Source organism: Paeniglutamicibacter sulfureus, assembly GCF_039535115.1.
GTDB lineage: Bacteria > Actinomycetota > Actinomycetes > Actinomycetales > Micrococcaceae > Paeniglutamicibacter > Paeniglutamicibacter sulfureus.
Map to the genome: position 1 here is coordinate 1,433,425 of NZ_BAAAWO010000001.1, position 12,545 is coordinate 1,445,969.

General features: G+C 64.1%; 14 protein-coding genes. All 14 read right to left on the reverse strand.

All coding sequences use genetic code 11. From position 1 onward, the window contains the following. Positions 1-131 precede the first annotated feature (131 nt). The 14 genes from ABD687_RS06520 to fliD all read right to left on the reverse strand — a co-directional run bounded on the left by ABD687_RS06520 (position 132) and on the right by fliD (position 12,414). Positions 132-1,304: a flagellar hook protein FlgE gene (locus ABD687_RS06520; RefSeq protein ID WP_217389485.1), complete on the reverse strand. Its 1,173-nt coding sequence runs from the start codon at positions 1,302-1,304 to the stop codon at positions 132-134. Between the two features lie 60 nt (positions 1,305-1,364). Continuing rightward, positions 1,365-1,871 (reverse strand): flagellar hook assembly protein FlgD, encoded by a 507-nt coding sequence (locus tag ABD687_RS06525; RefSeq protein ID WP_310292594.1) that lies wholly within the window; start codon positions 1,869-1,871, stop codon positions 1,365-1,367. A 15-nt stretch (positions 1,872-1,886) separates the two neighbouring features. Then, positions 1,887-2,684: a flagellar hook-length control protein FliK gene (locus ABD687_RS06530; protein WP_310292592.1), complete on the reverse strand. Its 798-nt coding sequence runs from the start codon at positions 2,682-2,684 to the stop codon at positions 1,887-1,889. A gap of 734 nt (positions 2,685-3,418) precedes the next feature. Further along, positions 3,419-4,246: a C40 family peptidase gene (locus ABD687_RS06535; RefSeq protein WP_344760974.1), complete on the reverse strand. Its 828-nt coding sequence runs from the start codon at positions 4,244-4,246 to the stop codon at positions 3,419-3,421. Further along, a complete protein-coding gene (locus tag ABD687_RS06540; protein ID WP_310292589.1) occupies positions 4,243-4,668 on the reverse strand; it encodes a flagellar export protein FliJ in 426 nt (141 codons plus the stop codon). The genes ABD687_RS06535 and ABD687_RS06540 overlap by 4 nt, the downstream gene beginning before the upstream one ends. After that, on the reverse strand, positions 4,668-5,987 hold the full coding sequence (locus ABD687_RS06545) for a FliI/YscN family ATPase (protein WP_310292587.1): 1,320 nt from the start codon (positions 5,985-5,987) through the stop codon (positions 4,668-4,670). Before ABD687_RS06545 ends, ABD687_RS06540 begins: the two co-directional genes overlap by 1 nt. Then, positions 5,984-6,598, reverse strand: coding sequence for a FliH/SctL family protein (locus tag ABD687_RS06550; RefSeq protein ID WP_310292585.1), 615 nt, complete (start codon positions 6,596-6,598; stop codon positions 5,984-5,986). Before ABD687_RS06550 ends, ABD687_RS06545 begins: the two co-directional genes overlap by 4 nt. Next, on the reverse strand, positions 6,588-7,613 hold the full coding sequence (gene fliG / locus ABD687_RS06555; RefSeq protein WP_217389479.1) for a flagellar motor switch protein FliG: 1,026 nt from the start codon (positions 7,611-7,613) through the stop codon (positions 6,588-6,590). The genes ABD687_RS06550 and fliG overlap by 11 nt, the downstream gene beginning before the upstream one ends. After that, on the reverse strand, positions 7,610-9,208 hold the full coding sequence (gene fliF, locus ABD687_RS06560; protein ID WP_310292582.1) for a flagellar basal-body MS-ring/collar protein FliF: 1,599 nt from the start codon (positions 9,206-9,208) through the stop codon (positions 7,610-7,612). Before fliF ends, fliG begins: the two co-directional genes overlap by 4 nt. Beyond that, positions 9,208-9,516 (reverse strand): flagellar hook-basal body complex protein FliE, encoded by a 309-nt coding sequence (gene fliE / locus ABD687_RS06565; RefSeq protein WP_310292581.1) that lies wholly within the window; start codon positions 9,514-9,516, stop codon positions 9,208-9,210. The genes fliF and fliE overlap by 1 nt, the downstream gene beginning before the upstream one ends. Continuing rightward, positions 9,516-9,908 carry a flagellar basal body rod protein FlgC gene (locus ABD687_RS06570; RefSeq protein WP_217389476.1) on the reverse strand — a complete coding sequence of 131 codons (393 nt, stop codon included), beginning with the start codon at positions 9,906-9,908 and terminating at the stop codon, positions 9,516-9,518. The genes fliE and ABD687_RS06570 overlap by 1 nt, the downstream gene beginning before the upstream one ends. Next, positions 9,908-10,249: a flagellar basal body rod protein FlgB gene (flgB, locus tag ABD687_RS06575; RefSeq protein WP_310293507.1), complete on the reverse strand. Its 342-nt coding sequence runs from the start codon at positions 10,247-10,249 to the stop codon at positions 9,908-9,910. Before flgB ends, ABD687_RS06570 begins: the two co-directional genes overlap by 1 nt. 435 nt (positions 10,250-10,684) lie before the next feature. Next, complete coding sequence (gene fliS, locus ABD687_RS06580) at positions 10,685-11,092, reverse strand: flagellar export chaperone FliS (protein ID WP_310292579.1); 408 nt, start codon at positions 11,090-11,092, stop codon at positions 10,685-10,687. After that, on the reverse strand, positions 11,089-12,414 hold the full coding sequence (fliD, locus tag ABD687_RS06585) for a flagellar filament capping protein FliD (protein WP_310292577.1): 1,326 nt from the start codon (positions 12,412-12,414) through the stop codon (positions 11,089-11,091). The genes fliS and fliD overlap by 4 nt, the downstream gene beginning before the upstream one ends. Positions 12,415-12,545 lie beyond the last annotated feature (131 nt).

Genomic DNA, 12,545 nt, shown 5'->3' on the forward strand with positions numbered 1-12,545 from the left:
CCGCAGTTGCCATGGAACCAACCGTGGACTGATGCGCCGATCAACTCTGACCCGCCCCGGCGTCAGACGGAGAAGCCGATGGTGGATTGCGTGGGTGGCCCCCTTAGCTAACGGGACCACCCATACGCGGGTTAGCGCTTGAGGTTGGCCAGTTCCTGGAGAACCTCGTCGCTGGTGGTGATGATGCGGGCGTTGGCCTGGAAGCCGCGCTGGGCAACGATCAGGTTGGTGAATTCCTGGGAGAGGTCAACGTTGGACATTTCCAGCATGCCGCCGGAGATGGTGCCCATGCCCGGGTCCCCCGGTACGCCGTATTCGATGGCGCCCGAGTTGGCGGTGACGGTGTAGCCCGATCCTCCGGTCTTCTGCAGGCCGCCGGGGTTGGCCACGGAGCCAAGGGCGATCTGCGCGATGGCCTGCTGCGCGCCGTTGGAGAAGGTTCCCGTCAGCGTGCCGTCCGAGCCCAGCGTGTAGGACTCGAGGGTTCCGGCGGAGCGGCCGTTCTGCTCGGCGATCGACACGGTCTTGAGCCCTGCATAGCCGGTAACCGCGGACAGGTCCACGGCGATGCCGCCGAGGTTCATGGTGCCGCCGTTGAGGGTTCCGTCGTTGGCGAGGGCCAGCGTTGCGGTGCCGGTGGCCCCGGCGCCGTCATTGCCCGCGACATTCCAGCCGTTCGCGGTGCGCGTGAACGTCATGGTCATGGTGCGGCTCGTGCCGTCCGCAGCGAAGATCTCCTTGTCCTGCACGATGGATTCGCCGGTGGCGGTTTCCTTGGGCAGGTTGCCGGAGAGTCCGGCGGTGCTGGTGCCGACACCCGGTGCGAGCAGGTCCCGCGGCAGGGCGACGTCGGTCAGGGCGCCGCCAGTGGCCAGCTGCCCGCCCTGGGCCATCCAGCCCTGCACGATGCCGCCGTCGGCGCTGGTCAGCCTGCCGTTGGCGTCAAATTCGAAGGCACCGGAGCGGGTGAGCGAGGTGGCATTCCCCGAGCGCGTGGCGAAGAATCCTTCACCGGCGATCATCATGTCCGAGGAACGGCCGGTGCTCTGGGCGGATCCCTGGCCGAAGTTGGTCGAGATGCCCGCGACCTGCACGCCGAGACCGACCTGGGCGGGGTTGCGCCCGCCGGCGTTCTCGCCCGGGGTCGTGGCGCCCTGGGTCATTTGGGACAGGGTGTCCTGGAACTGGACGGAGGAAGACTTGAAGCCCGACGTGTTGACGTTGGCAATGTTGTTGCCGGTGGTGTCAAGCATGGTCTGGTGGGCGCGAAGACCGGAAATTCCTGAATACAGTGAACGAAGCATGGTGGATGTCTTTCTGCGTTGAAGGAAACTGGGTGGAACAAGAAAACTTGGGGCGGACGCTTAGGCGCCCAGGGCATCCGGTTCGGCGGTTTCGGACTCCGCGTCCCCGCCCTCGGGCGGGGTATCCGGCATCGTGTCCTGCTCCGGATCGGGAACCGGTGCAGCGGGTGCCGCGATGCCGATGATCTGCGCGTAAGGGATCTGCTGCTCCCCCACCGTGACAACGGGCGCTCCCTGTGCAAAGGACACCGCGGTGACCACCCCGGTGATCGGCGGTTCCCCGGCGGTGGTGATTTCCTGACCAATCAGCGAGGATGCCGCCAGTCGCTGCTGGATGTCCAACGAGGCTTCCTGGGTGGCGCTGAGGGTGTTCATGCGTTCCATGGAGGCCAGCTGGGTGGTCTGGGAAATCATCTGGTTGGTGTCCATGGGCGAGCTCGGGTCCTGGTTGGCCAGCTGGGTGACCAGCAGGTGCAGGAACACTTCTCCGTCCATGCTTTGTTTGGGGGCACGAACGGGCGCGGCTGTTGCCCCGAATTGCGTCGCTTCGATGGGTGGCACTGTCATGGGGGGGTGTCCTTCCTAGGCCATCACGTCGAGATGGGAAGTATCGTGCAGGGCAAGGGTGGTTTCCCGCCCCGGTGTTTCGGGTGCCGGTTCGCCGCGGGTGCGCATTCCCGGAGAAGGGGCACCGGTGAAGGGACGTGCGTCCCCGCCGCCCGCGTTCTGGCTGCCGGTGTGGCCGCCAGAAGTGGAGGAGGAATCCGTCCCGGTCGACAGCATGATGGTTCCTGAGCCCGTGGCGGCCAATTCACGGCGCAGTTCCGGCAGCATGGCACGCAAAGCCTCGCGCCCGGCGTCCGTGGGTGCAGACAGCTCCATGCGGATGCCTTCACCGCCCAGGACCGCCTTGACGGTAATGGGCCCCAACGCCTCGGGAGCGATGTTGACACTCAGTGTTCGTTCCCCGTTAGGTCCTGCGGCAAGGCTGGCGATGGGCCCGAGCAATTGCCGGTGCAACGGGGCCGGTGTCTGGGTCCGCTGCAAGGGCGTGTCCACGGCGGAAGACTCGAGCGGCTCCACTGCCGAGGAGCTTGCATCGCCGACGACACCGGCCGCCGCCGTCGCTCCAGTAGCGGCCATCCGGACATCGCCCTGGCCGACGACAACAGGAATCGGCTGGGAGCCGGAGTTGGATACAGCCTGTACCTCTTGCGTTCCGGCCGGCGCCGTGGCGGCACTGCCGGCCTGAGTTTGGCCTGCGTCCGGTTCCTGCTGCACATGGACCGAGTTGGCATCCGGTGCGGTTACCTGGCCGTGGATTTCAGCGTTCGGCACCGCCGCTACGGGTTGGCCAGTGGGTGTTGCAGCCGCTTTCATGACTGGAGCCAATGCATCCTTGGTTCCAGTGGGTTCGGAATTGGCGGACACCGCGAGTGCTTGCGGTGACGGTGTTGGGGCAGCGCCGGAACCGGCGACGGTGGTCCCAGGAATGGGCGCCACATGCAGGGGCGACCCGCCTTCGGGCAACTGAAGAACCAACAAGGGCGCCTCCGCGACAGGCAGTTGCGTAGCTTCCGGCGGAGGAACTGCACTGGGACTCGGCACAACCAGCCACGGCGCGACGGCCACCGGCAATGGCGAGCCTGCCGGTGAACCAGCGACCTGTTCGGCGGAAACGGGCTCGGTGGAACCGGCCGCCTGCTCGTTGCCGGTTTTGGTGACCGTTGTGGATCCCGCGGGCGGCGCCGCATGAGCCGACAGTGCCGGATGCTGCGCCCGCTGGTTCATCACGGCCTCTGCATCCGCTGCTGAGGTATTCGATGTCCGTGCAGCAGGTGCGGCGGTTTCCAAGGACTGCGAGCAAACTAGGGATGCTTCCGGGGTGTCGATTGCCAGTTGCCCATTTTCTGGATTCGCCGGTTCTGCATCTGTTGCCCCCACACCGATCGCCACAGGTGTACCCGGGTTACCGGGTACAGGCGAGCCGGGAATCATGGAGGCAAAGACCTCGGCGAACTGACCCGAAGGAGAGGCGCCCGGGTCCGCGGATTTCGCGGAAGCCGAGGACGCAGGGGATACCGGCAGTGTGGAGTGGGTGGACGGGAAGGGAATCATGCGCCACTCACCGCGGTCGCGAACAGAGCGCGCTGCGCTGCCGCGGTGAGCTCGGCCTGCTGGGTCGCGGCAGAGGCCGTGGCGGCGGCAGGGGTCTTGGCCTCGCCCGGCCCGGCGGTTGCGGAGGGCACAATGCGGCGAATGGTCATGATCGTGGCATCGGTTTCAAAGAGTTTCCGGATGCTCACGCTTTCCCCCGGACGCGGGGCATGGATCATCTTGTTGTCTCCCAGGTAGATGCCAATATGGCCACCCCCACGGGTGACAATCAGGTCGCCGGGCTTGGCCTTGGCCAAGGAGGGAACCTCGGTTCCTTCCTTGGCCTGTTGCCGGGCTACCCGGGGAAGTTCCACGCCCAAATCCCTGAAGGTGTGCTGCACGAAGGACGAGCAGTCAAGGCCGATCTTGGGGTTGTTTCCGCCCCACACGTACGGGATACCCAAGTATTTCTTCGCGTTCTGCACCACGTCGGAGCCATCCACGCCGTCCGCCGTTGCCGGAGGCTCCTTGCCCACCGACCTGGATTTTTCGACTGCTGAACCGGACACCGGTGCAGGTGAGTGCACAGGTGCCGGTGACGCGGTGACAGGGCTTGCCGCCGCCGGAGGTGCCATGGCCTGTTGCAGTGCCTGGGTGAACGCAGCGGGAGTCGTGGGCAGTGCACCCGGAGTTGCACCGAGTCCCGGGACGGTGCCGGCCAAAGCAGCAGCACTCGCGGAACCGGCGGGCGATGCCTCGTCCTTCGCGGGTGTCGGGGTTCCGCTGACGCGCGCCAGTGTCGATTGGATAGCGCCAATTCGAGTTGCCATGCCGTCAAAGCTCACGGTGTCTTCCCTTCATAGGCGCTGGTGGCACCCAAGTCGTCAAGGAGCAATTGTTCACGGGAGAGGGCTTCGGTACGTACCCTCACCTCATGGCGGTCGGCCAGCTTTTCCAGGGCCTTGAGCTCCTTGCGGGCCTGGCCATGGGTTTCCCGGGCTTCTTCGGCTTTCCCGTCCAAGCTGGAAACCAGGGTGTCCAGCTCCAGCAGCATGCCTCGCGTTGAGGCACGCGAGGCAACCAAGGCCATCAGCGTCTCGCTGTCCACCGGTGCCCGCTCGGGAGCGGCCATGGCATCGCGCATGGCGTTCCGTTCCATGGTCCGCTGGCGCAGGCTGCGGTTGGCTGCGGCGAGGTCTCCGGCCGCCTTGGTTTCCTGCAGTCCGCGAAGGCGCAGCAGTCCCGAAAGCGCAAATCCCTTGGACATCAGGACACTCCCATGGTTCGTAGCAATGATTGAAGTTCGGCCCAGGATTGGCCGCTGGGCACCGGCTCCTCGAGCCGTTGCTGCAGGAAGCGGTTGATGGCAGCTTCATGATCGACAGCCGCGTCCGCCAACGGGTTGCTTCCGCGCTGGTAGGCACCAACATCCAAGAGGTCCTGCACGGCACGGCGCGCGGCCATGACCTTGCGCAGAGTGCCGGCCGCGGCGGCCTGTTCAAGGCTGGTCACCCGGGAGGCGACGCGCGAAACCGAGGCCAATGCGTCAATGGACGGGAAGTGGCCGGAGATGGCCAGTTTCCGATCCAGGACTATGTGCCCGTCCAGCAGCGAACGGGTCGCATCGGCGATGGGTTCGTTGTGGTCGTCCCCGTCCACCAGCACGGTGTAGATCCCGGTGATGGAACCAGTCGCGGACGTGCCGGCACGCTCAAGCAGCCGGGCCAGCAGGGAGAAGGTGGAAGGCGGGTAGCCGCGCGTTGCCGGAGGTTCCCCGGCCGAAAGCCCGATTTCGCGCTGGGCCATGGCCACACGGGTCAGGGAATCCATCATCAACAGGACCTGCGCACCGGATTCGCGGAATGACTCGGCAATGCGGGTGGCCACAAAGGCCGCCCGCAGGCGCATGCGCGCCGGTTCGTCGGCGGTGGACACCACGACGATCGAGCGGGCCAGGCCCTCGGCTCCAAGGTCTTCCTCAAGGAATTCCCTGACCTCGCGCCCGCGCTCCCCCACCAGGGCAATGACATTGATCTGGGCCGAGGTGCCACGGGCAATCATGGACAACAGCGAGGACTTGCCGACTCCGGATCCGGCGAATAGCCCGATGCGCTGGCCGGCACCCACCGCGGTGAGGGTGTCCATGGCGCGGACCCCCAGCTGCAGCGGAGTGGTGATCCGGCTGCGTTCCAGCGCCGCTGGTGCCTGATGCTCCATGGGAACCAGGGTGTGCTCCCCCAACGGGCCAAGCCCGTCAATGGGCTGGCCCAGCCCATCCAGCACCCTGCCAAGCAGTCCCGTGCCGACGGGAATGTAGGCGGCCGATCCGCTGCTGTGCACGAAATCGCCGACCCTGATGTCATCCATCAGCCCCAGCGGCATGCAGTGCAAGGTGTCCCGGCGCGCGGCAACCACTTCGGCGGCAACCTTGTCGTCGCCGATCTCCAGCACCGTGCCCAAGGGCGCATTCAGGCCCGCAACCTCAAGCCCCAACCCGACCACCGAACTCACCACTCCCATTCGCACAGGCTCGGCCGCAAGGAGTGCTGCGTCAAGGCCGGTCCAGGTTTGCGTTTCTAGGCTCATGTGCCAGCCCTCCGCAGGGCGATTTGGGCCCGCTCAAGCGCGGTTGCAATGCGCGCATCAAGGAAGCCCTCGTCGAAGGCTGTCAGCGCGTCGCCACGGATTAACGAGGGGTCGGGAATCAAAGCTATGTCGGTGCCCGGCAAGGTTTCCAAGCCCAGCAGCTCCAAGTCTTTCGGGTTCATGCGAACCTGACGCACGGTGGGGGCATCAACGCCGTCCATGGCGCGATCGAGTGCCGCCTTGGCCCCGAAGCGATGATTCGACAATTCGGCACCCACGATTTTTTCGGCCAGCAGCAGCGCCGATTCCACCATCACGGTGGAAGCCTGCTCCAGCACAGGGACCGTGCAAGCATGTAAGGCGGCGGCCGCGGCATGCAACGCTGCGATAGCCGCGGCGTGTTCTTCGTCCCGGGCAGATTGGCCTACAGCGGCAGCGCGAGCCAAGACTTCGCGCTGGGTACGCGCTACGGCCTCGGCGGCTCGGATGCCCTGAGCGTAACCAGTAGCGTATCCGTGAGCCTGCGAGTTGAGTCTGTCGCTACTGGTGTCAGATAAGGGATTCAGTACACCGAACTTCACTGTTTCGAAAGTGACTGGCTCATAGGACATAGTCGTCCTTGTCGGCACGCTTGATCGTTATTTCCCCGCTGGCTTCCAGTGCCCGGATGGTCTGAACTATATCGGCGCGGGCCTCTTCCACCAGCGAAATGCGCACCTTTCCCATTGAAGATATTTCGGCATCTAGGATGCTTCTGGTGCGTTCCGAGATATTTCCCCGGACGGTATCTTCGACGTCGGTCGACACACCCTTGAGCGCAAGGGCCAACGTTGTGGGGTCGACTCCGCGCAGAACGCGCTGGACGTCGATGCGATCGAACTTGACAAGGTCAGCGAAGGACAGCATGCGTGAGCGCACTTCCTCGGCCAATTCGGGATCGCTCTCGTCTAGCGAGGAGAGCACTTCCTTTTCCACCGCGATGTTCGAGCGGTTCAAAATGTCCACCAACGGCTGGATGCCTCCGACGGCCTGAAGGGGTTCGTGACTGGCCATAACGGATCCGGTACGCTTCTTCAGTTCCTCGGCCACCACGCGCACGGCTTCGGGCACGGCGGTACCCATGGCGGCCAGAGCCACGACAACGGCAGAGCGTTGGGAAGAGTCGAATCCTGCCAGCACCGAGGAAGCCACCTCGGGGCGCAAGTGGGCCAAAACCAAGGCGATGGTTTGCGGCAGTTCGCCGTCGAGAAGTGAGGCTATGTGCGCTGGTTCGGTGGATTCAAGGAATTCAAAAGTCATCCCCGCCATCGTGGAGGAAAGACGGTTCATCACGGTCATGGCCTTCTCGGCCCCGAAAGATGCTTCCAACAGGCTAGCGGCCGTGTCACGACCCCCACGAGCATTCGGTTTCCCGGCCGTAGCCAGGTCGTGAAGCTCGTTGATGGCATGTTCGACTTGTTGGGCTTCAACACGGCTCAGGCGCACGATTTCCGCAGCGATCTCATCTGCCTCGAACTCAGAGAACTGTCGCATGACTTCCGCCGCTTGGCGCGTTTCGAGTTGCATCAGCAATACTGCAACCTTCTGTATGCCTGTCAGATTCCCGGTTGCCGGGGGCTGCTTCATTCGGTGCTCCGATCGTCCATCACGGTGCGCAGGTAATCAGCCATCGCGGCTGGATCGCTGGCGGCAAGTGCCGCCAGTTGCTCACGTTTGATGTGTTGTGGGGTTACCAACGGAGCCACGGGCTCGGGGGTCGGAACCTGGCTAATGGCCATGGTGTTAAGGGACGCGACCTCGGCTGCTGCCGGTGCCGGTGGCAGCGACGTGAATTCGCGGAACTCGCCCAGGTCCACCGGTTCGCGGTTTTGCTTGTTGCGCCTCACATAGAGTGCGTAAACCACCGCAAGGATCAGTGCCAGGCCAATGACCCCGGCAATGATCAAGGTGCGCTGGAGCTCCGCGGTGCGGGCTGCCTCCTCCGCGGCGGCTGCGGCGGCGAGCGCTTCCTCCGCGGCTGCGGCGCCGTCGGCGTTGAAGGGCACGACCGAGACGTTGACGGTGTCGTTGCGTGCCTCGTCGATACCTGCCGCGGTGCTGACCATCTGGGTGATGTCGGGGATGCTCAGGCCCTGGGTGGCTGCCGAGTTCAGGGCCACCGAGACGCTCTGCCGGTTCAGGTTGCCGGAGGGGATCAAGCGGTTCTCGGTCACCTTGTTCACCGCATTGGTGCGTTGGTTGTCGGTGGAGGTGAAGGTTCCCTCGCCGTTCTCGCCGCCGGGCACCGCAATGTTGTCTGGACCCAGCACGCCTGCGCCGGCCCCGCCACTGCCCTCGTATTCCTCTTCCTTGACGGATTCGGTCAGCGCGGGTTCGCCTTCGGGGTTGGTGAAGGATTCCTCGGTGCGTTCCGCCGATTCCAGGGACAGGTCGGCTGCCACGGCGACCGTGGCGTTGCCCGGGCCGACCACGCGGTCGAGCATGGCCTGGATGACTCCGGCTACGCGGGTTTCGTAGTCGGCAGCTTGCTTTTCGGCGCCGCCGGTCAACCCGACACCTGCGGCGGAAAGCAATTTGCCCGTCGAATCCACGACGGAGATGTCCTCGGCCTTGAGCCCGTCAACGGCCGCGGAGGTCAAGTGCACGATGGCCTGGACCTGGTCGTTGCCCAGGGTCACGTTGGGCTTGGTTTCGACAAAGATCGAGGCGGTGGGGTTGGTCTTGGAATCCACGAAAACGGTTTGCTCCGGAATGGCAAGCTTGACCGAGGCAAGGTTGACCCCGTCCATGGCCTGGATGGTGCTGGCCAGTTCGCCTTCGAGCGCCCGCTTGTAGGTGACGGACTGCTGGAATTCGCTGGAAGTCACGCCCATGTCATCGAGCAGGGAGTATCCACTGGTGCCGGCTGTGGGCAGCCCGGCAGCTGCGGCCTTGAGACGCGAGTCGTAGACATTGGCCTCGGGCACCAGTATGGTGCCCCCTCCCCCGGTAAGTTCATAGGGAACCGAATCGGCCTTCAATTGTTCTACGACACCGGCGGCGTCTTCCGGGGCAAGGCCCGTGAACAACGGTGTCAGCTTGGGCTGGCTCATGAAGGAAACCAAGGCAATGGTTCCCAAGGCCAGGACGGCGATGCCGATCAAGGCAATGGTGCGTTGTGCCAGGCTGAAGCCGCGCACGGCATCCGCGGCCTTCGCCAGCGGGGCTGGAACGTTGGCCACTAGGCTTGCATCCTCATGATCTCGTTGAAGGCCTCAACTCCACGGTTGCGGAAGGTGGAAACCATCTCCAGGGCTACTGCAGAACGAGTCGAGGCGAGGGTGGCGGCATGGATATCCGTCAGGTCCCCGGTCACGGCCTTGATGGAAAGATCATTGGAGGTGGCCTGCAGGGACTGGACCTGGTCCACGGCTCCTCCCAGGGCATTGGCAAAAGCCGAGCCGTCGGTGGCGGATGCACCGGCCGGCTTCAGGTATCCGGTGGGCAGGGTGGGGCTGACGCTCGCGACGGGGCCGATTTCGAAGGCCATTACTGGTTGCGTCCGATCTGCAGTGCTGCCTGGTATGTTTCCTTGGCGCGGTCCACAACCGCGGCGTTGACCTGGTAGCCACGCTGGGCCATGATCAGGGATCCCATTTGCTCGGACATGTCGATATCCGGGTAGCGGACATTGCCTTCCTCGTCCGCCAAGGGGTGGTCCGGTTCGTGCACGATGCGCCCCTCGGCGTCCCCGAACTCCGCACCCGCGACATACACGCCGGTGTTCTCGGCACCGGCCTGGGCCAAGACGTAGCGGGCCCGGAAGGCTTCGCCGTCGGTGGCAGTGGCGGTGTTCGCATTGGCCAGGTTGTCGGAGACGGCGTCAAGCCATTTGCGGTGCACGGTCAGTGCGCTGCCGGCGATTCCGATGGCGTCAAGCATTAGTTGCTCCGAAGGGCGGTGCGGATGGAGTTGAACGGCCCGGAGGCGGCCTGCGTGGCGAATTGGTAGCGCAACACGGTATCGATGTTCGAGAGCGTCTCGGTGTCCAGATTGACGTTGGATCCGTCGAGACGTGTGGGCTCCAGGGATGCGGAGGTGGACGCAGTGGCCTGGCCGTTGCCTTCGGCCACCGACTTTGCCAGGGCCGATTCAAACTCAACGCGGCGGGCGTGGTAGCCGGGGGTGTTGACGTTGGCGATGTTGTTGGCGATGGCACGCTGGCGCAGTGCCAGGCCATCCAGGGCACTTTCGATCGCCATGGACGTGACGGAATTGAACACGACGAATCGCTCCAAGGTCGTTTCGTGGCCCATCCGTGGGCTCAAAAGGAAGTGAGCTATCCGTGCTCAAAATAGACAATCGGCTACCGGTCGTTTGCCGTTAGCTGTTTGGGTTATCCGACGGAATCCAGGTAAACGGAGGTCACTGCCGAATCTCGTGGAACCGATGAAACGGCACGGAGCTGCCGTGCGGCTTCGTCGCGCCGTTCCCCCAGGACCGGGGTGAGCGAATCCATTTTCGCAAGTATCGCTCGCGCCCGTGGGGCAAGCTCCGGTGGCAAGTCGCCGATGCCGGCCGGCGGGCTCCATGAAGTGTCGGGCAGCTCGAGCAGGGAGGCATCATCCGCGCAAGATTCTCGCAGTTGGGCCACCTGGTCCTCGAGACCTGCGAGGAAACGTTCCCATGGGGTCGAGTGCCCGGCGGATTCGGGCTGACTAGCCAATGTGGACGCCACCGGTGCTGGCGGCGGCCGGGGCGGATGCGGCCTCGTGCCAGGTTTGTCGCAGCGGCTCCATGATGCCGATGGCCTGTCGCGTCAACGCGGGGTCGCGCTTGACGTTCGCATCAATGAGCAACTGGGTGGCGAAGGCATAGATGCTGTGCAGCGCGGGTGCCCCCGACCAGGCCTCGGAGTTCAGGCTTGAGACCAGTTCGGAAATGATGGCCTGGGCATGCACCAGGTTTTCCGAGGCCATTGACCAGTCCGCTGCGAGTTGCGCAGCTTCAGCGCGGTTCAGGTCCACCAACAGGCGATCGTAAAGCATGGTGAGAAGGCGCGCCGGGCTGGCCGAAAGGATTGCTTCGCGATTGAGTTGGGCAAGTTTCTGGGCGGGGTTCATCATGACTGCTTCTGCGTTGTCGGGAGCGAGGCCAATTGAGAGGCAAGATACGACGATTGTGAATTGAGATTGCTCATTTGAACTTCGAGAGCCGAGTAGATCCGCTTGAGCGTGGCTTCCCGACTGTCCAGGCGCCGGTCCCAGTCCGAGATCTGGTCATCAAGACGGGTCACGACCGATTCCTGGCCTTTGATCCGGGAGGTGATGACCCCGTCGTATTTGTCGGACATGTCCGTCGACACCGCGGAGACCCGGGAAGAGATGGTCTGCAGCACCGTTTCGACCCGGGCAGGATCCTCGGCAAGGGCCTGGGAGAACTTTTCCGCATCGAACTCGAGCTTGCCGTCCTTGGTGATGGAGATGCCGATCTCGGAAGGCGACCTGCCGTCAATCGGCGAGATCGCCGCATCCATCACCCGCTGCTTCACCATCCGCGCCGTGCTGTCACCGGTGAAGATCATGCCCTTCGTGGCACCGCCGGTTCCGGAAGTGACCGCCGAGTTCGTAGCAATGAAATTGAAGAGGCCATTGAGGGAATCCACCAGGTCCGAGGCAACCTTGGAGGTGGCTTCGCCGTCGCGCTCCACGGACACGGTGACTGGTTCGGTGGAAACCTTGGAGACGGTGACATCGACGCCCGGCAAGAGGGAGGCGAAGGTGTTGGTCGTGGAGCTAACGGATTGCTCGGCGGCGGTTCCGGCCCAGAGCTTGACCTCGGCGTCCTGTGCCGCGCGGATTTCCGTCATCGGAACTGCGGTCCCGGAAATGGTAAAGGAGTTCGCGGCACCTGAGTCGCCGGAGGAAAATTGGACCCGGTATTGGTCCACGCCGTTTGCGTCCTTGCCGGCGGAAACCTTGGCCGCCTGCACGCCGCTATCCGAGGCATTGACTGCCGTGACGATGTCATCGAGTGAATTCGATGGTGCCGTGATGAGCGTTTCGGTGCCGTCGGCGGCGGTGATGGAGAAGCTGGATTCGGTCCATTCGGTGACCGGATCGGAGACCTGGAGCTGACTTTGGGCCAGCTTGGTCACCGTGAGGTCCAGGGATCCCGCGCTTGCGCCGGCGGTGGTCGTTACGGTCAGTCCCTCGGAGCTTCCCGAGGTGCTGAAAAGCTGCAGCGATTCGGGCTTGGCCAGTTTCGTGGTCAGAGTTGCGAGGTCCGCGACGCGGGTGTTGAGCGCCTGTAGGGCCGACACCATGGTCTGGGTCACGCTGACCTTGTTTTTCAGGATGTTCTGCGGGATCGCCTCCACCTGCATGAGGGATTTGATCAATGCCGTGGTGTCCAGCCCGCTGGCGAGTCCGTCGAGTGCCAGGCCCATGTTTTCTCCGCTTCTACCTATGGTGTGGATACCGCAAATCTCCCGCGGCAGGCAAGTGACTCGGAGAGCCGATGCCTGCCACGGGAGATCGTTTGCGGCTTGGCGCGTTCCCGGACATCTTCACTGCCCGG

Bases quoted from the DNA above. Each gene is read 5' to 3' on its own strand.
- ABD687_RS06540 (WP_310292589.1), bottom strand. From the start codon at position 4,668: ATGTCCAAGGGATTTGCGCTTTCGGGACTGCTGCGCCTTCGCGGACTG.
- ABD687_RS06520 (WP_217389485.1), bottom strand. From the start codon at position 1,304: ATGCTTCGTTCACTGTATTCAGGAATTTCCGGTCTTCGCGCCCACCAG.
- ABD687_RS06550 (WP_310292585.1), bottom strand. From the start codon at position 6,598: ATGTCCTATGAGCCAGTCACTTTCGAAACAGTGAAGTTCGGTGTACTG.
- fliG (WP_217389479.1), bottom strand. From the start codon at position 7,613: ATGAAGCAGCCCCCGGCAACCGGGAATCTGACAGGCATACAGAAGGTT.
- fliS (WP_310292579.1), bottom strand. From the start codon at position 11,092: ATGATGAACCCCGCCCAGAAACTTGCCCAACTCAATCGCGAAGCAATC.
- fliE (WP_310292581.1), bottom strand. From the start codon at position 9,516: ATGGCCTTCGAAATCGGCCCCGTCGCGAGCGTCAGCCCCACCCTGCCC.
- fliD (WP_310292577.1), bottom strand. From the start codon at position 12,414: ATGGGCCTGGCACTCGACGGACTCGCCAGCGGGCTGGACACCACGGCA.
- ABD687_RS06545 (WP_310292587.1), bottom strand. From the start codon at position 5,987: ATGAGCCTAGAAACGCAAACCTGGACCGGCCTTGACGCAGCACTCCTT.
- ABD687_RS06525 (WP_310292594.1), bottom strand. From the start codon at position 1,871: ATGACAGTGCCACCCATCGAAGCGACGCAATTCGGGGCAACAGCCGCG.
- ABD687_RS06570 (WP_217389476.1), bottom strand. From the start codon at position 9,908: ATGCTTGACGCCATCGGAATCGCCGGCAGCGCACTGACCGTGCACCGC.
- ABD687_RS06530 (WP_310292592.1), bottom strand. From the start codon at position 2,684: ATGAAAGCGGCTGCAACACCCACTGGCCAACCCGTAGCGGCGGTGCCG.